Genomic DNA, 18,657 nt, shown 5'->3' on the forward strand with positions numbered 1-18,657 from the left:
GACCTCTCGGCGGGCCTCGAGAGGTCACTGCCCAGGAGTCTGTGCGGTTTGGTGGGTTGGGGTGGCGCCACTAGGAGTCGGGCCGACCGGGGTGAAGGGCCGACCGGGCCGACCGGGCTGACCGGGCCGACCGGGCCGGCGGGCGCGGCCTCTCGTGCCGCCGCGCGTGGGCCCTGCCGGTCGCGTGGGCTCGCGTGGTCTCGGCTCGGGTCGGCGGCGCCGGACGGCTTGGGTGGGCCCTGTCGGGCTCGAACCGACGCGCTTCGGATTAAAAGTCCGCTGCTCTGCCAACTGAGCTAAGGGCCCCAGGGCTCCGATCGAGCCCACCTGGCAGTATGCCCGATCGCCCCGAGCGGTCGCCCGACGGCACCCGCGACGCCCGGGCGGCGGCGGCGGGGGGCCTCGTCCAGGCTGGCTCGGGCTGGGTCGGGCTCGGTTGGGCCGGGGCGGGCTGGTTCGGGCTCGGGCTCGGGCTGGTTCGGCTCGGGCTGGCTCGGGCTCGATTGGGCTGGGGTCCGGCTCGGTCGGACTCGGCTGGGACAGATCGGGCTGGTTCGGGCTCGGGCGTGCGGCGTTGGGGTCGGTCGGATCGGTCTCCACGAGCCGTTGACAGGCAAGTGGCGACTTGCCTATCCTTCTTGCCGTGGCCGACGTGTTCCGAGCGCTCGACGACGAGACCAGGCGGCTGATTCTCGATCAGCTGACGGTGCGGGACGGCCAGTCGCTGTTCGAGATCTGCGCCGCGCTGGCGATGCAGCACGGGATCGGCTCCTCCCGACAGGCCATCTCGCAGCACCTCGCCGTGCTCGAGGAGGCCGGCCTGGTGACCACCGAACGTCGCGGCCGCACCAAGCTCCACTACTTCGACAGGGAGCCGCTCGCCGCCATCGCGCGCCGATGGCCGATCACCCGAGAGGACTCATCATGAGAATCGAGCTGACGAGCGTGTTCGTCGACGATCAGCGGGCCGCGCTGGCGTTCTACACCGACGTTCTCGGGTTCGTGACGCGCCATGACGTGCCGCTCGGTGACGCGGCCTGGTTGACCGTCGTCTCGCCGGAGGCGCCGGGTGGGCCGGAGCTCCTGCTGGAGCCGTCCGGGCACCCGGCCGTCAAGCCCTACCGCGACGCGCTGATGAGCGACGGCATCCCGGCCGTTCAGTTCGCCGTCGACGACGTGGCGGCGGAGTATGAGCGACTCGACGGGCTCGGCGTCACGTTCACACAGCCTCCCACCGACATCGGCACCGCCGTCATGGCGGTCTTCGACGACACCTGCGGCAACCTCGTTCAAATCCTGGCGCAGAAGCCGGCGCAGGACTGAGGGGCGCACGTTTCGCCTCGACCACAGGCTCCGCCCCCGCCCACGCTCCGGCCCGACCCACGCTCCGGCCGGACCGCGCGCTCCGGCCTCGATCGCGCGCCTCCGCCCTCGAAAACGCCTCGGCAAACGCCAAGACATGCTTGCAGTGACCTCTCGTGAGTGGTCACTCTAGTTGCGCGGCGCAACACTGCTGGTCACAGGCTTGCGATGAGGCGCGAAAACGGAATTGACCACTCGATGCGCGTCGAAACGTCACTCCACACGAATCCCTGCAGTCCAGGGGGAGCCGCGGCGCTCGTGCAAGCGTGTCTGCGCGGCCTCGCCGAGTCCTCGCCGAGTCCTCGCCGAGTCCTCGCCGAGAGCCCGCCGAGACCTCGCAGTGCGCCGAGCCCCTCCGCGTCGGCATCCCGCGGAGGCCCGCGGCTGCCAGCCATCCAGCCGTCCGAAATTCGAGACTGATGTCTCATAGACTGACTCGCAGACGCTCGCGATATGGACGAACCGTCCAGTGGGTGGGCGTCGGGAGCACCATCGAGCGGTGACCACTATGCACGCGACGCCCGAGGAGACCGGCCTGTCGGCCTCCGTCACCGCGCACGACGTCGAGGCCGCGTTCGTGCGGCTTCGCCAGCTGGTCCGCGAGTCGCCCCTGCAGCGCAGCGACCGCCTCTCGAAGGCGACCGGCGCGAACGTCTGGGTGAAGCGCGAGGACCTGCAGCCTGTGCGCTCCTACAAGCTGCGCGGGGCCTACAACCTCATCTCCCAGCTGACCCGCGCGGAGCGGGAGCGCGGCGTCGTGTGCGCCAGTGCCGGCAACCACGCGCAGGGCTTCGCGTACGCGTGCGCGAGCTTCGGCATGACCGGGCGGGTCTATGTGCCGCGCACCACCCCGCGTCAGAAGCGTGAGCGGATCGCCGCGCTCGGGGCGGGGTGTGTGGAGATCATCGTCGGCGGAGAGGCGTACGACGACGCCGCCACGGCCGCGCACGCCGACGCCGCGCAGACCGGCGCGATCGAGGTGCCGGCCTTCGACCACCCGGACACGATCGCGGGCCAGGGCACGATGGCCGTCGAGATCATCGAGCAGCTGGGCCACGAGCCGGACGTGCTGGTCATCCCCGTCGGCGGGGGCGGCATGCTCTCGGGCTGCGTGACGTGGATGCGCGCCCGGCACCCGCACACCCGGATCGTCGGAGCGGAGCCCGCGGGCGCCGCGTGCATGGCCGCCGCGATCCAGGCCGGGCAGCCGCTGGACCTCGACGACATCGAGACGTTCGTCGACGGCGCCGCCGTACGCCGGGCCGGCGACGTCACCTACCCCATCGTGCGCGACGCCGACGTCGAGCTCGTCGCTGTCGACGAGGGCCGCATCTGCACCGAGATGCTCGACCTCTACCAGGTCGACGGGATCATCGCCGAGCCCGCCGGCGCCCTGTCGTCGGCCGCCCTGCTCGACCAGGTGCACGTGGAGCCGGGCCAGGACGTCGTCGTCGTCATCTCCGGCGGCAACAACGACGTCTCCCGCTACGCCGAGATCGTCGAGCGCTCGCTCATCAACGAGGGTCGCAAGCACTACTTCCTCGTCAACTTCCCCCAGGAGCCGGGCGCGCTGCGCCGGTTCGTGCAGGACGTGCTCGGCCCCGACGACGACATCGCGCTGTTCGAGTACGTCAAGCGCTCCAACCGCGAGACCGGCCCCGCTCTCGTCGGCATCGAGCTCGGCCGCAAGGAGGACCTCGGGGGGCTGCTGGAGCGCATGGAGGAGAGCTCGATGGTCGTTGAGCGCATCCCCGCCGACAGCCCGGCCTACCGCTTCCTCGTCTGAGCCGGCTCCCGAGCTCTCGACACCATCGCCCGCCCGGCCCGAAGGGGGCCGGGCGGGCGCTTCTGCGTGCCGGCAGAAATGCCATGACCAGGCCATGGCGAGACAATGAATTCGTCAAGACTTTCCCGAACCCGCGACCCGTCCTCGAATCGGTCCGAACGGGTTCGCGCCACCGAAGAAGAGCCCTTTTCATGCATTCCCCAATGTCACGACGTTATCGGTCGTCCGACTTGGACGAGCGTTCCGACAATACGTCGCCAAGATGGAACGAAAACGCCTCCGAGTCGATAGTCGAGGGCGCGGCCACCGCAGCGATCGGTGAGAATCCCCCCGCCGCGAGGGGAATTGCGGTTCGGGGCGACTTTGCCGGCGGCACGAGCGCGACGATGATGGACGGGCCATGACGACGACAGCGACCCGCCTCCCGCAGCACACCCCGACCGACCCCGACGAGGCGGTCGGCGCCTTCGTCGACTGGGCCGGAGCCCAGGGGCTGACCCTGTATCCGCACCAGGAGGAGGCGATCCTCGAGCTCGCGACCGGCGCCAACGTCGTGCTGGCCACGCCCACCGGCTCCGGCAAGTCGCTCGTCGCGCTCGCCGCCCACTTCTTCGCCCTCGGCCGCGAGGGCGGTGGCACGACGTTCTACACCGCGCCGATCAAGGCCCTCGTCTCGGAGAAGTTCTTCGCGCTGTGCGATGTCTTCGGCGCCGAGCGGGTCGGCATGCTCACCGGCGACGCCGCGGTCAACGCCGGCGCCCCGATCATCTGCTGCACCGCCGAGGTGCTCGCCAACCTCGCCCTGCGCCAGGGCGAGACGATGCAGGTCAGCACCGTCGTCATGGACGAGTTCCACTTCTACAGCGAGCCCGACCGCGGCTGGGCCTGGCAGGTGCCGCTGCTCGAGCTGCCGCAGGCGCAGTTCCTGCTCATGAGCGCCACCCTCGGCGACGTCACCCGCTTCGTCGACGACCTGACCCGGCGCACCGACCGCCCGACCGTGCACGTGGCCGACGCGCCGCGCCCGGTGCCGCTGAGCTTCCACTACGCGATGACGCCGCTGCACGAGACCCTCGAAGACCTGCTCGCCGCGAAACAGGCTCCGATCTACGTCGTGCACTTCACCCAGGCCGCGGCCCTGGAGCGCGCCCAGGCGTTGATGAGCATCACCGTCGCGAGCCGCGCGGAGCGCGACGCGATCGCCGAGTACATCCGCGGGTTCCGCTTCGGTCGCGGCTTCGGCGCCACCCTGTCGCGCCTGGTCAGGCACGGGATCGGGGTGCATCACGCGGGGCTGTTGCCGAAGTACCGGCGGCTCGTGGAGACCCTCGCGCAGGCCGGGCTGCTCAAGGTCATCTGCGGCACCGACACCCTCGGCGTCGGCATCAACGTGCCGATCCGCACCGTGCTGTTCACCGGGCTCACCAAGTTCGACGGCTCGCGCCAGCGGCTGCTGAAGGTCCGCGAGTTCCACCAGATCGCCGGGCGCGCGGGCCGCGCCGGGTTCGACGTCGCCGGCAGCGTCGTCGTGCAGGCCCCCGACCACGTCATCGAGAACCACCGGGCGCTGCTCAAGGCCGGCGACGACCCCAAGAAGCGCCGCAAGGTGCAGCGCAAGAAGCCGCCGGAGGGGTTCGTCAGCTGGGGCGAGGACACCTTCGAGCGGCTCCTGGCCGCTGACCCCGAACGGCTCGTGCCGCGGCTGCGGGTCAGTTACTCGCTCGTGCTCAACGTCATCGAACGCGAGGGCGACCCGGTCGCCGCGATGCGCCGGCTCCTGACCGACAACCACGAGGACCCGCGCCGCCAGGCTCACCTGCAACGACGCGCCATCGAGATCCTGCGCAGCCTGCTGACCGCCGGCGTCGTCGAGCGGCTCCCGGAGCCCGACGCGACCGGCCGCACGCTCGCCGTCGTCGCCGACCTGCAGCGCGGCTTCGCCCTCAACCAGCCGCTGTCGACGTTCGCCCTCGCGGTCATCGACCTGCTCGACCCCGACTCCCCGGACTACGCCCTCGACGTCGTCTCCGTCATCGAGGCCACCCTCGACGACCCCCGGCCGGTGCTGCTCGCTCAGCAGTTCCACGCCCGCGGGGAGGCGGTCGCGCAGCTCAAGGCCGACGGCGTCGAGTTCGAGGAGCGCATGGAGCTGCTCGAGGACGTCACCTGGCCGCGGCCGCTCGCCGAGCTGCTCGACGACGCGTTCGAGACCTACCGCCACTCCCACCCGTGGCTGCGCGACGACGAGCTGTCGCCCAAGTCGGTGGTGCGTGACCTGTACGAACGCGCGATGACGTTCGGTGAGTTCATCGCGTTCTACCAGCTCACACGGGCCGAGGGCATCGTGCTGCGGTACCTGTCGGACGCCTACCGCGCGCTGCGCTCGACGGTGCCGGAGGCCGCCAAGACCGAGCAGCTGATCGACGTGCAGGAGTGGCTCGGCGAGCTCGTGCGCCAGACCGACTCCTCGCTGCTCGACGAGTGGGAGGCCCTCACCGACCCCGACCGGCCCGTCGACGAGCCCGTGCGCCCCACCGAGAGCGCGCCGCGACCGCTGAGCGCCAACGAACGGGCGCTGCGGGTGCTCGTGCGCACCGCGATGTGGCGGCGGGTCGAGTTGGCCGCACGCGGCCGCGTCGACGAGCTCGCCGCCCTCGACGACGAGCTGGTGCGCGCGGCCGGCCTCGACGCCGAGGTCATGAACGCCCGCGACTGGGCCGACGCCCTCGCCGAGTACGCCCGGGACTACGGCGTGCAGGTCGACCCCGAGCAGCCCGGTGACCTGCACGACGTCATCGGCACGGGCCCCGACGCCCGCGGCCCCGGGCTGCTGCGCATCGAACGCGAGCCCGCCGAACGTCGCTGGCTCGTCGAGCAGATCCTCGACGACCCCGACTCCGACCGCGACTGGAGGCTGTTCGCCCAGGTCGACCTCGACGCCACCGACGAGCTCGGCGAGCTCGTGCTCGTCGTCACCGACCTCGACCGGGCCACCGGCTGAGCCGGTGTGACGCGCGCGACAAGACCGCGAATTCCACCGCGTCGCCAGTAGCTTTCCCGACCCTGCTCATTTACCGTATTTGCGTGGAGCACAATGAATTTCGTTTCGTCGAGGTGTCCGAGGGTGACTGGCGCCAATTGCGCGGCGCCTGGCTGGACATGATCCTCGCGGGGCCGGGAGACGATGTGGAGGCTCTCGAAGAGGCCACCGCTCTCTCGGAGTCGGCCTGGCGTGAGCGCGTCCGGGCACTCACCGACATCGACTGTTTCGCCCAGGCGCTCGTGGATTCCCACGACAAATGGCTGGGTTTCGTCAGCGGCTATTTCGATGACCTCGCGCTCGACCGCAGCGCCTTCCTCACCCACCTGCACGCGTTGTCCGGTGGGGTGGAGACCGAGGCGCTGCTGCTCGATCGCGCGGCCCAGTGGGCGGGGCTGTTCGCGGCCGACGCCCTCGTCGTCGGCATCGCCGAGGACCGGGCCGACCTCGTCGCGCGGTTCGAGGACCACGGCTTCCGGCGCACCGGTGTGCGGCGCCCGCTCGACGTCGACCCCGCCCGGCACGAGGTGGAGCTGGCCTTCGACCTCGCCGCGACCTCGCTCGGCGTCGGCCAGCACCTGTCGCTGCGCGCCGGCTGACGCCTGCGAGCGGCGCCCCGAGCGAGGCCGCGCGCCGACCGCGCGCCGAGCGCGAGGCCAGTCTGCGTGAGGTCGCCCGCTCACGTCGCCGACGCCGAACGACAGCGCCCCGGAACGACCCTGAGAACTGCGCGTCAGTGTCGGAACTGCGGCACGGACCGCAGTCCTGATCACGACACGCAGTTCTCAGGGTCGTTGGTGCGTGCGTTCGCAGGGTCGTTGGTGCGTGCGTTCGCAGGGGGCTGCGGCGGGTGGGTAGCGTGGGCTCTCAGTCGTCGCCCTCGTCGCCGCGACCCGATGGCACGCCGACCGGCGCCCGCCCCCGGGCGTGACGGGAGCGCGCGCCCGCACACCCGCTCTCGGCAGGAGTTCCTCGCGCATGTCCGTCACCTCGACCTACCGGCTCCAGTTGCACAGCGGTTTCGGATTCGCCGACGCCCGGCAGGTCGTCCCCTACCTCGCGCGACTCGGGGTCTCGCACCTGTACCTCTCGCCGATCCTGCAGGCGGTCGCCGGCTCGATGCACGGCTACGACGTCGTCGACCACACCCGCATCAGCGGCGAACTCGGCGGCCGCGAGGAGTTCGAGCTGCTCGCCCAGACGGCGGCCGAGCACGACCTCGGCGTCATCGTCGACGTCGTGCCCAACCACATGGCGTTCGTGGCGCCGGAGTCGGCCAACCTGCCGCTGTGGCAGGTGCTGCGCGACGGGCGCGACGCGACGACCGCGCACTGGTTCGACATCGACTGGAAGGCCGGCGGCGGCCGCATCGGCCTGCCGGTGCTCGGCGACGACCTGCAGACCGTGCTGGAGGCGGGCGAGCTCGTCATCGACGAGATCCCCGACCCGGTCGCCACCCACGCCGCGGGCCGCGACCTCGGCCACCGGCACAGCCGCGTGCAGGCCTCCGGCCTGAGCGGGGCCCTCGAACGCGTCACCGACCGCGCGCGGGAGCGGGCCGAGCGGGCCGCCGGGCTCGAGACGGTCTCCGAGAGCGCGACCGGCGCGGCCGCAGCAGAGGCGGGGGCGCCGGCGATGGTGCCGGTCATCCGCTACTACGAGCACGTGTACCCGATCGCGCTGGGCACCGAGGGCGACGTGCGCCCCGGCGAGAAGGACGCGACGAAGGTGCGCTCGGTGCTCGACCGGCAGCACTACCGCCTTGCGAGCTGGCGCGAGAAGGACGACGTGCTGAACTACCGGCGGTTCTTCGAGGTCGACGGCCTCATCGCCGTGCGCGTCGAGCTCGACGACGTCTTCCAGGCCACCCACGCGCTGCTGCTCGAGCTCAACGCCGACGGCCTCATCGACGGCTTCCGCATCGACCACCCGGACGGCCTGGCCGACCCCGGCGGCTACCTGGAGATGCTGCACAAGACGACCCGCAAGGGCACGCTCGTGTGGGTCGAGAAGATCCTCGAGGGCGACGAGGAGCTGCCCACCGACTGGCCCAGCGCCGGCACCACCGGCTACGACGCGATGCGGGTCGTGCAGGCCGCGCTCGTCGACACCGCCGCCGAACCGGCCGTCACCGCCGCGTGGGTCGCGGCCGGGGGAGAGCCGAACCTGGTCTCGGCGGTCGAGGAGGCCAAGCGGCAGGTCGTGCGCCAGTCGCTCGTGCCCGAGGTGGAGCGGCTGACCCGCCGCGCCCGCGAGGCCAACCCCGGCCTGGAGCCGGAGCGGCTGCGTTCGGCGGTCGTCGAACTGCTCGTCGCCGGCGAGGTGTACCGCGCCTACGTGCGCGCCGACGAGGGCCTGTCGGCCAAGGCCCGCGAGCGGCTCACCGAGGCATTCACCCGGGCCCTGCACGAGCGCCCCGACCTCGGCGAGGAGCTGCAGGCGCTCGTGCCGCTGACCGTGGCCCACCACGACGACCCCTCGACGCTCGACTTCTCCGTGCGCCTGCAGCAGACGTGGGGTCCGGTGATGGCCAAGGGCATCGAGGACACGACGTTCTACCGCTGGCACCGGCTCATCGCGCTCAACGAGGTGGGCGGCGATCCGGCCGACCTCGACCGGCCGCAGACCGGCGAGGGCAGCGGCTCGGCGCTGCTGCACGGCTGGGCCGCCCGGCAGCAGGCCGACTGGCCGCAGGGCATGACCACCCTGTCGACGCACGACACCAAGCGCAGCGAGGACGTGCGGGCGCGCATCCTCGCGGTGGCCGGCGACCCCGTCTCCTGGCAGCGGTGTTCCGACGCCGCCCGGGAGGCCGCGGCCGCCGCCGACGTCGACGGCCCGACCGCCCACCTCGTGTGGCAGACGATCCTCGGAGTCGGTGCCATCCCCAGCGAGCGCCTCGACGAGTACCTCGTCAAGGCGCTGCGCGAGGGCAAGCAGCGCACCGCCTGGGTCGACGGCGACCCCGACTACGAGCAGCGCGTGCTCGACCTCGCGCACACGATGCGCGACGGCGGCCCGGTGCGCGCCGCGCTGGCGGACGCGCTGGCCGCGAACACCGAGGCGGTGCGCGCGACGGTGCTCGCAGCGAAGGCCCTGGCGCTCACCCTGCCCGGCGTGCCCGACACCTACCAGGGCTGTGAGATCGTCGACCTCTCCCTCGTCGACCCCGACAACCGCCGCCCGGTCGACTACGAGAAGCGCACCCGCCTGCTCGGCTCGTTCCCGAACGCCGCTGACGAGGCGGCCGAGGGGCCCGTCGGCGACCTCGACGCCGAGAAGCTGTGGCTGACCTCTCGCGTGCTGCGGCTGCGCCGCGAACTGCCCGACGTGTTCGAGGGCGCCTACGAGCCGCTGGAGACCTCGCCGGAGGCCGCCGACCACGTGCTCGGGTTCGTGCGCACCGCCAGCTCCGGGCTCCTCGCCGGGGTCTTCGGGCGGGAGGCGGCGGTGGCGACCCTCGTCACCCTCGCGCCGTCGCGGCTGGCCGCGGAGGGCGGCTGGGCCGGGCAGACCGTCTCCCTGCCCGAGGGCCGGTGGCGCGACGTGCTCGGCGGCGGCGTCGTCGAAGGCACCGTCGAGTGCGCGCAGGTGTTCGCGCGCTACCCCGTCGCGGTGCTGCAGCGCGAGTGACCCGGCCGCGCCGCCCGCCCAGCCCCGCGCCGAGCCGCGCCCACCCTGCGTCCCGCGCCCCGGGGCGCGTCGGCACAGCCGCCCCGTGACACGATCGTGCGTGCACGACACACCCTCCCGCCCCGACCACCTCGCATGCGAAGGCGATCCACGTGAGCACAGCACACCTCCCCGTCCGCACCGGAGCCCGGTCCGTCGCCCGCACCACGGGCCTGGTCCGCGACGGGGCGACGACGCCCGCGGTCTGGGCGCCGAACGCCGCCGACTCCGTCGAGTTGTGGCTCGACGGACGCACCGCGCCGATGGAGCGCGGCGAGCACGGCTGGTGGGTCAGCTCGACGCCGGCGCCCGTGGGGGCCCGCTACGGGTTCAGCGTCGACGGCGGCCCGGTCGTGCCCGACCCGCGGGCGCTGCGCCTGCCGGAGGGTCCGCACGAGCCGGCCCAGGTCGTCGACCTGGACGACTTCGCGTGGACCGACCACGACTGGGAGGGCGTCGAGCTGCCCGGCACGACGATCTACGAGCTGCACGTCGGCACGTTCACCCCCGAGGGCACGCTCGCGGCGGCCGCGGAGCGCCTCGACGAACTCGTCGAGCTCGGCATCGACGTCGTCGAGCTCATGCCGCTGAACAGCTTTCCGGGACAGGTCGGCTGGGGCTACGACGGAGCCGGGCTGTGGGCGGTGCACGAACCCTACGGCGGCCCGCGCGCGCTGCAGGAGTTCGTCGACGCGGCGCACGCCCGCGGGCTGGCGGTGTTCGTCGACGCCGTCTACAACCACCTCGGCCCCGACGGCAATTACCTGGGCCTCTTCGGCCCCTACTTCACGAGCCGCCACGAGACGCCGTGGGGCGTGGGCCTCAACCTCGACGGGCCCGACAGCGACCCGGTGCGCGACTTCATCATCGAGAACGCCCTGCACTGGCTGCGCGACTTCCACGTCGACGGGCTGCGCCTCGACGCCGTGCACGAGCTGCACGACGAGCGCGCGCTGCCGATCCTCGAGGAGCTCGCCGCCGCGGTCGACGAGCTGGAGGAGACGTCCGGGCGGGCGATGGTGCTCGTCGCGGAGTCCGACCGCAACGACATCCGCACCGTCACCTCCCGCGAGCGCGGCGGCCTGGGCATCGACGGGCAGTGGGCCGACGACGTGCACCACGCGCTGCACGTGGCGCTCACCGGCGAGCGGCAGGGCTACTACGACGACTTCGCGGCGCCCGGGGTGCTGCCGCGGCTGCTGACGACCCCGTTCCTGCACGCCGGCACGTACTCGACGTTCCGCCGCCGGGTGCACGGCCGGTCGGTCGACCCCGACCTCGTCGACGGCTCCGCGTTCGTCGTCTCGCTGCAGACCCACGACCAGGTCGGCAACCGCGCCACCGGCGACCGGCTCAGCGCGATCGTCGACGAGCGGCTGCTGCGCTGCGGCGCCGCGCTGCTGCTGACCAGCCCGTACACCCCGATGCTGTTCATGGGGGAGGAGTGGGCCGCGAGCACGCCGTGGCAGTACTTCACCGACCACAACGACGAGCTCGGCAAGCTCGTCAGCCAGGGCCGCCGCGACGAATTCGGCTCGCACGGCTGGGCGCCCGACGAAGTGCCCGACCCGCAGGATCCGGCCACCCGCGACGCGAGCGTGCTGCGCTGGGCCGAGCGCCGCGAGGGGGAGCACGAGCTCGTGCTCGACTGGTACCGCGCGCTGCTCACGCTGCGCCGGGCGCGCCCCGACCTGCGCGACGGCGACCTGTCGGCGGTGCGCGTCGAGCCCGGCGGCAACGACCGGGCGTTCGTCGTCGTGCGCGGCCGGCACCGCGTGGCGGTCAACCTCTCCGAGAGCGAGGTCGAGCTGCCGATCGGACTCGACGACGGGCCCGAGGGCGTCGTGCTCCTCGCGCTCGACCCCACGGTCGCCAACGTCGACGGCACCGTGCGGCTGCCCGCCCGCAGCGTCGCGATCATCGGCCCGGCCCACCCCGCCTGACCCTCGAGCGCCCACCGACCAGCGCAGACGCCGAAGGGGCACCGACCACCGACGAGCGAGCAGGAGACCGACATGAGCATCCCCGGCGGAGCCGGGCGCCCGCGCCGGCCGGCCCGGCTCACCCCCGGCATGATGGACGTCTTCGCCTCCGAGAGTCTCGACCCCGCGGTCATCGTCGGGGTCGCCGACGAAAGCGCGGCGGCCCTCGTGCATGCGGGGCGGGCCAGCGACGACCCCGACGTCACCCGCCGCCTCGTCGAGATCGTCGACGAGATCGGCCTGTCGACGCTCGCCGAGTTGTGGGCCCAGCGCCCGGCGCGCAGCCTGCCCGGGCTGCTGTGGCGCCTGTACGTGCTGCGCGAGTGGGTGCGCCGCGACCCCGCGGGCGCGAGCGCCGACTACGCCGAGGGTCTGCGGTTCGCCGACGTGGCGGGTGTCGTCGCCGGGGCCGCGACGCCGCCGGGGCCGCAGGAGCTGCGCGACCTCGCCGACGAGATCCTGCGCGGCGTCTTCGACGGCGACCTCGGCGTCGCCCTGCACCGGGCCGGGGCCTTCTGCCGGGTCGTGGCCGCCGGTCGCGGCGCCCGCGAGGACGTCGCCATCGAGGAGATCGAGGCGGACGCCGGAGACTGGCCGCCGCAGCTGCGCCGGGCCGCGGCCATGCTGACGACCGCGGAGGATCTCGAGGCGGGCGCTCGCGCCTGGCGCGCCGGCGACCTCGTCTGAACCGATCGGGTGGTGCGCGGGTTCGCCTGGCGCGGTGCCGATTACGCGACCGGACCGGCTCCGGGAGCCGGCGCGGGCGGGCCTGACCGCGGGCGGCCTGACACGTGCCGACCAGCGCGGCGGTCGGTCGTGGAGAGGGCGCGGCCCGCTCCGAACTGAGCGAATGTCCAAATCGCATTCACCTGGCGTTCATCTTGCCAGTAACAACGCTTCACCCGTACCCACCATCGTTCCTTGTGACCGGCCGGGGGCACCCCTGATTCTGGTGCGCCGGCTCAGCCGGAAACGAGAGAGGCACAACCGTGAAGCAGACCGTTCTGCGTGGCACGACCGCCACCGCCGCCGTGGCAGTCACCCTGGCGCTCGCCGCGTGCGGCGCCGCCAACGAGGGCGGCGGCGGGTCGAACGCCGAGAGCACCAATCAGGCGGCCGCAGCGGGCGTCTCCGGTTCCATCGCGGGCGCGGGCGCGAGCTCGCAGGCTGCCGCCGTCGAGGCGTGGAAGGCCGGCTTCGAGGGTGCCAACGCCGACGCCACCGTCAACTACGACCCGGTCGGCTCCGGCGGTGGGCGCACCCAGTTCCTCGCCGGCGGTGTGCAGTTCGCCGGCTCCGACGCCTACCTGGACGACCAGGAGCTGGCCAAGGTCTCCTCGGCCTGCCAGGGCGGCGAGGTCGTCGAGTTCCCGGTCTACATCTCCCCGATCGCGATCGCGTACAAGCTCGACGGCGTCAACGAGCTGAACCTCTCCGCCGACGTCATCGCCGGCATCTTCAACGGCTCCATCAAGACGTGGAACGACCCGAAGATCGCCGCCGAGAACCAGGGCGTCAACCTGCCGTCCACGGCCATCACCCCCGTGCACCGCTCCGACGAGTCGGGCACCACCGAGAACTTCACGGACTACCTCAACAAGGCCGCGCCGAAGGTCTGGACGCAGAAGCCGAGCGGCACCTGGCCGATCCAGGGCGGCGAGGCGGCCAAGGGCACCAGCGGCGTCGTGCAGGCCATCAACGCGGGCAGCGGCACGATCGGCTACGCCGACGCCAGCCAGATCGGCCAGCTGAACCGCGCGAAGATCAAGGTAGGCAACGACTTCGTCGCCTACACCCCGGAGGCCGCGGCGAAGATCGTCGACGAGTCGGACAAGGTGCCGAACCGCCCGCAGTACAGCAACGCGATCGAGCTCAAGCGCGACACCACGCAGGCCGGCACCTACCCGATCGTGCTCGTCTCGTACGACATGGCCTGCACGAAATACGCCAACGCCGACCAGGCCAAGCTCGTCAAGGCGTGGCTGACCTACGTGGTCAGCCAGGAGGGCCAGCAGGCCGCCGCGCAGGCCGCGGGCTCCGCGCCGATCTCGGACGCCACCCGCGAGGCCGCCATGAAGGGCATCAACGCCATCCAGTGACCCGCGCGAGCTGATGACCCGCCCGTCCGACACGCGTCGGACACCCAGGCGGGTCATCGGCTCGACCTGGCGGTACTCCCGTGATTCTCGTGATTCCCGTGAACGAATACGTCGAAAGAGCTTGCCGTGGCAACTGAAGCGCAGGTCCGCCCGAAGCCGGTCAGACGCCCCGGCGACAGCATCTTCAAGGGGCTGTCCACCGGCTCCGGCGTCGTCATCCTCGCCATCCTCGCCGGTGTCGCGGCCTTCCTGCTGTGGCAGGCCTGGCCCGCGATCGTCGCCGACCCCTCGCAGGTGCGTGGCGGTCAGGGCCTGGTGCACTACATCGGCCCGCTGCTCTACGGCACGGTGCTCTCGGCGGCGATCGCGCTGATCATCGCGACCCCGCTGTCCATCGGGATCGCGCTGTTCATCAGCCACTACGCCCCGCGGCGCCTGGCGCAGGCGCTGGGCTACCTCGTCGACCTGCTCGCCGCGGTGCCCAGCCTCGTCTTCGGCCTGTGGGGCATCACCGTACTGGCCCCGGCCACCGTCCCCGTCATGCAGTGGCTCAACACCTACTTCGGATGGATCCCGCTCTTCGGTGGGCAGCCGAGCACGACCGGCCGCACGATCCTCGTCGTGGGCATCGTGCTCGCCGTCATGATCCTGCCGATCATGACGGCCGTGAACCGCGAGGTCTTCCTGCAGACCCCGCGGCTGCATGAGGAGGCCTCCCTGGCGCTCGGCGCTACGCGCTGGGAGATGATCCAGCAGGCCGTCATCCCGTTCGGTCGCTCCGGCATCATCTCCGGCATGATGCTCGGACTCGGCCGGGCGCTCGGCGAGACGATGGCGGTCGCCATCATCCTGTCGCCCACCGCGCGCTACACCTGGGAGATCATCAGCTCTTCCAACCCCGGCACGATCGCCGGCGACATCGCGCTGCAGTTCCCCGAGTCCAGCGGCCTCGACGTCAACACCCTCGTCGCCTCCGGTCTCGTGCTGTTCGCCCTGACGCTGGCCGTCAACATGCTCGCGCGCTGGATCGTCTCCCGCCGCGCCGAATTCTCCGGAGCGAACTGACATGGCCACCACGACAACTCGCCCCCGCCCCGATTCCAGCAAGGATTACTACATGTCCACCGACGAGGGCACCCCGCGTGGACCCGTCAAGCCGCCGCGCGACAACGGCGGTGACGGCGACGGCGCCTCATTCCTCAACCCGGTGATCTCCGGCAAGCACATCCTCGCGATCGCCGGCGTGAGCCTGCTCCTCGGGGCGGGCATCGTGCTCGGTGCCGGACTCGGCTTCCACCTCGTCGCGATCATCGTGCTCACCGCGGTGATCTACAGCGTGGCGATCTTCGTCATCTCGCGGTTCGTCGAGGGCCCCCGGCCGGCGGTCGACCGGCTCGTCACGGCGATCGTCGCGACCTTCTTCGCGCTCGCGATGGTGCCGCTCGTCTCGGTGGCGCTCAGCGTCATCGAGCTCGGCATCAAGCGCTTCGACGTGGACTTCTTCACGTACTCGATGCGCGGCGTCGTCGGCGAGGGCGGCGGCGCCTACCACGCGATCATGGGCACGCTGATCATCACGGTGATCGCGACCCTCATTGCCGTGCCGATCGGCATCTTCGCGGCGATCTACCTCGTCGAGTACGGCAACAAGAACCGCCTGTCGCGGGCCCTGACGTTCTTCGTCGACGTCATGACCGGCATCCCCTCGATCGTCGCCGGTCTGTTCGCCTACTCGCTGTTCGTGCTCATCTTCGGCCCGGGCGCCCGGGCCGGCATCATCGGCGCGACGGCCCTCGTCGTGCTGATGATCCCGACCGTCGTGCGCAGCACCGAGGAGATGCTGCGCCTGGTTCCCAACGAGCTGCGCGAGGCCTCGTACGCGCTCGGCGTGCCGAAGTGGCTGACGATCGCCAAGGTCGTGCTGCCGACCGCGATCGCCGGCATCGCCACGGGTGTGACGCTGGCCATCGCCCGCATCATCGGTGAAACCGCCCCGCTGCTGGTGACCGTCGGTATCACCACCGGCGCCAACCTCAACCCGTTCTCGGGCCGCATGGCCACGCTGCCGGTGTTCTCGTACTACTCGTACGCCACGCCGGGGGTGCCGCCGCAGCCGTTCATCGACCGGGCCTGGACCGGCCTGCTCGTGCTCATCATCATCGTCATGGCGCTGAACATCATCGCGCGCCTCATCTCCAAGTTCTTCGCCCCGAAGACCGGCCGCTGAGCCGACGACGCCACGTAAGGAAGGCTCGCGAACGTGTCCAAGACCATCGACGTCACCGACCTCGACATCTACTACAGCAAGTTCCTCGCCGTCGAAAAGGCCACCATGGTCATCGAGCCCCGGTCGGTGACGGCGCTCATCGGCCCCTCCGGCTGCGGCAAGTCGACGTTCCTGCGCTCGCTGAACCGCATGCACGAGGTCATCCCGGGCGCCTACTGCACCGGCTCGGTCGTCGTCGACGGCCAGAACCTGTACGGCAAGGGCGTCGACCCCGTGCAGGTGCGCCGCAAGATCGGCATGGTGTTCCAGAAGCCGAACCCGTTCCCGACGATGTCGATCTACGAGAACGTGCTCGCCGGCGTCAAGCTGAACAACAAGCGGCTGAAGAAGTCCGATGCCGACGACCTCGTCGAGGGCTCGCTCAAGGGTGCGAACCTGTGGAACGAGGTCAAGGACCGGCTCGACAAGCCCGGCTCCGGCCTCTCCGGCGGTCAGCAGCAGCGTCTGTGCATCGCCCGCACGATCGCCGTCAAGCCGGATGTCGTGCTCATGGACGAGCCGTGCTCGGCGCTCGACCCGATCTCCACGCTCGCGATCGAAGACCTCATCAGCGAGCTCAAGGAGAACTACACGATCGTCATCGTCACGCACAACATGCAGCAGGCGGCGCGCTGCAGCGACAAGACGGGCTTCTTCAACATCGAGGGCACCGGCAAGCCCGGCAAGCTCGTCGAGTACGACGACACGACGAAGATCTTCAACAACCCCAGCCAAAAGGCCACCGAGGACTACATCTCCGGCCGCTTCGGCTGATCGAGCCTGTCGGTCCCGCCGTCGCGGGCTCCGACCCGGCCGACGACCGCCTGGGTGATGACCTCCCCCAGGCGGTCGTCGCCTGCCGCCCGCGCGGCGTGTGACCGATTCGCTGGACCGGTACCGGCCTCGTGGGGTTTACCAAGAGTTTACGATTCTGCCTCCCGAGTGTTTCGGGCATTCCGCATCCGGAGGGGGGAGTCGTCCGTGGCCGCCGCGCCCGTGCAGAAGCAGTACAAGAAGCTGGTCAAGCGCCTCAACAAGCGCTTCGAGGGCACGCCCCGGGTCGAGCTGCCCGGCAAGGACGAGAAGAAGAAGGCGAAGAAGGCCGACGTCGAGGTGCTCACCTACGTCGAGATCGGCAGCTTTCGGCACGGGGCCTGCCCCGACTGCGGCTGGCAGGGCCCCGGCCGGCGGGCCCGCGAGAAGGCCAGCCGCGACTACCTCGACCACGCCAAGGAGTGCGCGAAGCGCTGACCCGACGACCGGGCCGGGTCGGGCGCGGCCTGACCCGGCGCCCGCACGCACGAAGGCCCCCGCGATCGCTCGCGGGGGCCTTCGCGTGCACCAAGACCGGGAGCGCCTCACGGCGCGTGGCCGCTCCAGGCGGCTCTAGTTGGGACCCGGGGCTACCGCGGCCCGGCGCACGGTAGGCACAACTCGCGCCGCCGGGCGGATGTTCCCGCGCAGCCAGGTTTTTTCGCCTGGGTTGCGGGATCGCTCGCGCGGGCCGGCGCCGTTGCCCCGGGCCGCGGTCACGAACGGCCGCCCTCAGTCGGGCGGGATGCGCTCGACGGCGACGATGTGCCCGCGACGATCCAGCTGCGCGATGAGCACCTCACCCTTCTCCAGGTTGTTCTTCGCCGCGTCCTTGAGCACCGCCCGGCCCGGTTTGCGGGCGTCGCCGGCGAGCGCGGACAGCAGGTCGGGCAGCACCGGCCCGTGCGAACAGATCGCCCCCGGACGAGACCCGGCCATGTGCTTGCGCATCGCAGCGACGGCCTTCTTGGGCCGCTTCTCGAAGCCCTCCTCCGAGAGCGCGTACGTGGTGTCCAGCGGCAGCTTGGCGGCCTTGGCGTACGGGCGCAGGGTGTCGGCGCAGCGCGTCGCCGATGAGCTGAGCAGCCGCGCGATGCCGTAGGCGCGCAACACGTCGACGAGCCCGAACGCCTCCCGGTACCCGCGCGGCTCCAGCGGACGCAACCAGTCGTCCTTGTCCCACTTGCGGCGCGGCAGCGCCTTGCCGTGCCGCACGACCGCGAACGGGCGCACATCGAGGGCCTTGTTGCGGTGGGCCTTGACGAGGGCGTCCAGCTGCTCGCGGTCGCGGTCGTAGCTGAGCCGCTTGCGGGCCGCCTCCGGGGTCAGCCAGGCCACGGCGTCGACCTCGTGCTGCAGTTTGCCCGAGCCGCCGGTGATCTCCGCCGCCCAGTAGCGCACGTGCTTGCGGTGCGAGGCGCCCGCGACCTTGTACTCGGAGTCGGGCAGGGGAATGCCCAGGCGCACCCGCAGACCCGTCTCCTCCCAGACCTCGCGGACCGCCGCCACCTGCCACTCCTCGCCCGGGTCGAGTTTGCCCTTGGGCCAGGACCAGTCGTCGTAGGTGGGGCGGTGGATGAGCGCCACCTGCAGGCGCCCGTCGCGGGTGCGCCACGGCAGGGCGCCCGCCGCCGCCA

At 71.6% G+C, this 18,657-nt stretch carries 14 protein-coding genes and 1 tRNA gene; 13 read left to right on the forward strand and 2 right to left on the reverse strand.

From position 1 onward, the window contains the following. Positions 1-233 precede the first annotated feature (233 nt). A tRNA-Lys gene (locus PINTE_RS01515) sits at positions 234-306 on the reverse strand. Positions 307-643: 337 nt separating this feature from the next. Between PINTE_RS01515 and PINTE_RS01520 the strand changes: the two genes are divergently transcribed. The 13 genes from PINTE_RS01520 to PINTE_RS01580 all read left to right on the forward strand — a co-directional run bounded on the left by PINTE_RS01520 (position 644) and on the right by PINTE_RS01580 (position 17,458). Continuing rightward, on the forward strand, positions 644-928 hold the full coding sequence (locus PINTE_RS01520) for an ArsR/SmtB family transcription factor (protein ID WP_068425225.1): 285 nt from the start codon (positions 644-646) through the stop codon (positions 926-928). After that, complete coding sequence (locus tag PINTE_RS01525; protein WP_068425228.1) at positions 925-1,323, forward strand: VOC family protein; 399 nt, start codon at positions 925-927, stop codon at positions 1,321-1,323. Before PINTE_RS01520 ends, PINTE_RS01525 begins: the two co-directional genes overlap by 4 nt. 547 nt (positions 1,324-1,870) lie before the next feature. Then, positions 1,871-3,148 carry a threonine ammonia-lyase IlvA gene (gene ilvA / locus PINTE_RS01530; protein WP_068425229.1) on the forward strand — a complete coding sequence of 426 codons (1,278 nt, stop codon included), beginning with the start codon at positions 1,871-1,873 and terminating at the stop codon, positions 3,146-3,148. Between the two features lie 400 nt (positions 3,149-3,548). Then, positions 3,549-6,149 (forward strand): DEAD/DEAH box helicase, encoded by a 2,601-nt coding sequence (locus PINTE_RS01535; protein WP_068425230.1) that lies wholly within the window; start codon positions 3,549-3,551, stop codon positions 6,147-6,149. An 83-nt stretch (positions 6,150-6,232) separates the two neighbouring features. Next, the gene (locus tag PINTE_RS01540) at positions 6,233-6,787 is read left to right on the forward strand and encodes a hypothetical protein (protein ID WP_068425232.1); all 555 of its coding nucleotides are present in this window, start codon (positions 6,233-6,235) and stop codon (positions 6,785-6,787) included. A gap of 379 nt (positions 6,788-7,166) precedes the next feature. Further along, on the forward strand, positions 7,167-9,821 hold the full coding sequence (treY, locus tag PINTE_RS01545) for a malto-oligosyltrehalose synthase (protein ID WP_068425236.1): 2,655 nt from the start codon (positions 7,167-7,169) through the stop codon (positions 9,819-9,821). A gap of 152 nt (positions 9,822-9,973) precedes the next feature. Continuing rightward, on the forward strand, positions 9,974-11,803 hold the full coding sequence (treZ, locus tag PINTE_RS01550) for a malto-oligosyltrehalose trehalohydrolase (RefSeq protein WP_217996460.1): 1,830 nt from the start codon (positions 9,974-9,976) through the stop codon (positions 11,801-11,803). A gap of 72 nt (positions 11,804-11,875) precedes the next feature. Then, entirely contained in the window at positions 11,876-12,529 is a 654-nt protein-coding gene (locus PINTE_RS01555; protein WP_068425239.1) for a hypothetical protein, read from the forward strand. Positions 12,530-12,831: 302 nt separating this feature from the next. Next, entirely contained in the window at positions 12,832-13,941 is a 1,110-nt protein-coding gene (pstS, locus tag PINTE_RS01560) for a phosphate ABC transporter substrate-binding protein PstS (protein ID WP_068425241.1), read from the forward strand. A 126-nt stretch (positions 13,942-14,067) separates the two neighbouring features. Continuing rightward, on the forward strand, positions 14,068-15,006 hold the full coding sequence (gene pstC / locus PINTE_RS01565) for a phosphate ABC transporter permease subunit PstC (RefSeq protein WP_068425244.1): 939 nt from the start codon (positions 14,068-14,070) through the stop codon (positions 15,004-15,006). A gap of 52 nt (positions 15,007-15,058) precedes the next feature. Continuing rightward, the gene (gene pstA, locus PINTE_RS01570; protein ID WP_217996461.1) at positions 15,059-16,168 is read left to right on the forward strand and encodes a phosphate ABC transporter permease PstA; all 1,110 of its coding nucleotides are present in this window, start codon (positions 15,059-15,061) and stop codon (positions 16,166-16,168) included. Between the two features lie 33 nt (positions 16,169-16,201). After that, positions 16,202-16,981: a phosphate ABC transporter ATP-binding protein PstB gene (pstB, locus tag PINTE_RS01575; RefSeq protein ID WP_068425254.1), complete on the forward strand. Its 780-nt coding sequence runs from the start codon at positions 16,202-16,204 to the stop codon at positions 16,979-16,981. Positions 16,982-17,188: 207 nt separating this feature from the next. After that, positions 17,189-17,458 carry a DUF6349 family protein gene (locus tag PINTE_RS01580; RefSeq protein WP_068425261.1) on the forward strand — a complete coding sequence of 90 codons (270 nt, stop codon included), beginning with the start codon at positions 17,189-17,191 and terminating at the stop codon, positions 17,456-17,458. A 294-nt stretch (positions 17,459-17,752) separates the two neighbouring features. Here the strand turns inward: PINTE_RS01580 and PINTE_RS01585 are convergent. Beyond that, positions 17,753-18,657, reverse strand: a 905-nt coding sequence (locus tag PINTE_RS01585; protein WP_157087023.1) for an NUDIX hydrolase, incomplete at its 5' end; no start/stop codon positions are given.

Origin of the sequence: Piscicoccus intestinalis NBRC 104926 (genome assembly GCF_001515525.1) — a bacterium.
Lineage (GTDB): Bacteria > Actinomycetota > Actinomycetes > Actinomycetales > Dermatophilaceae > Kineosphaera > Kineosphaera intestinalis.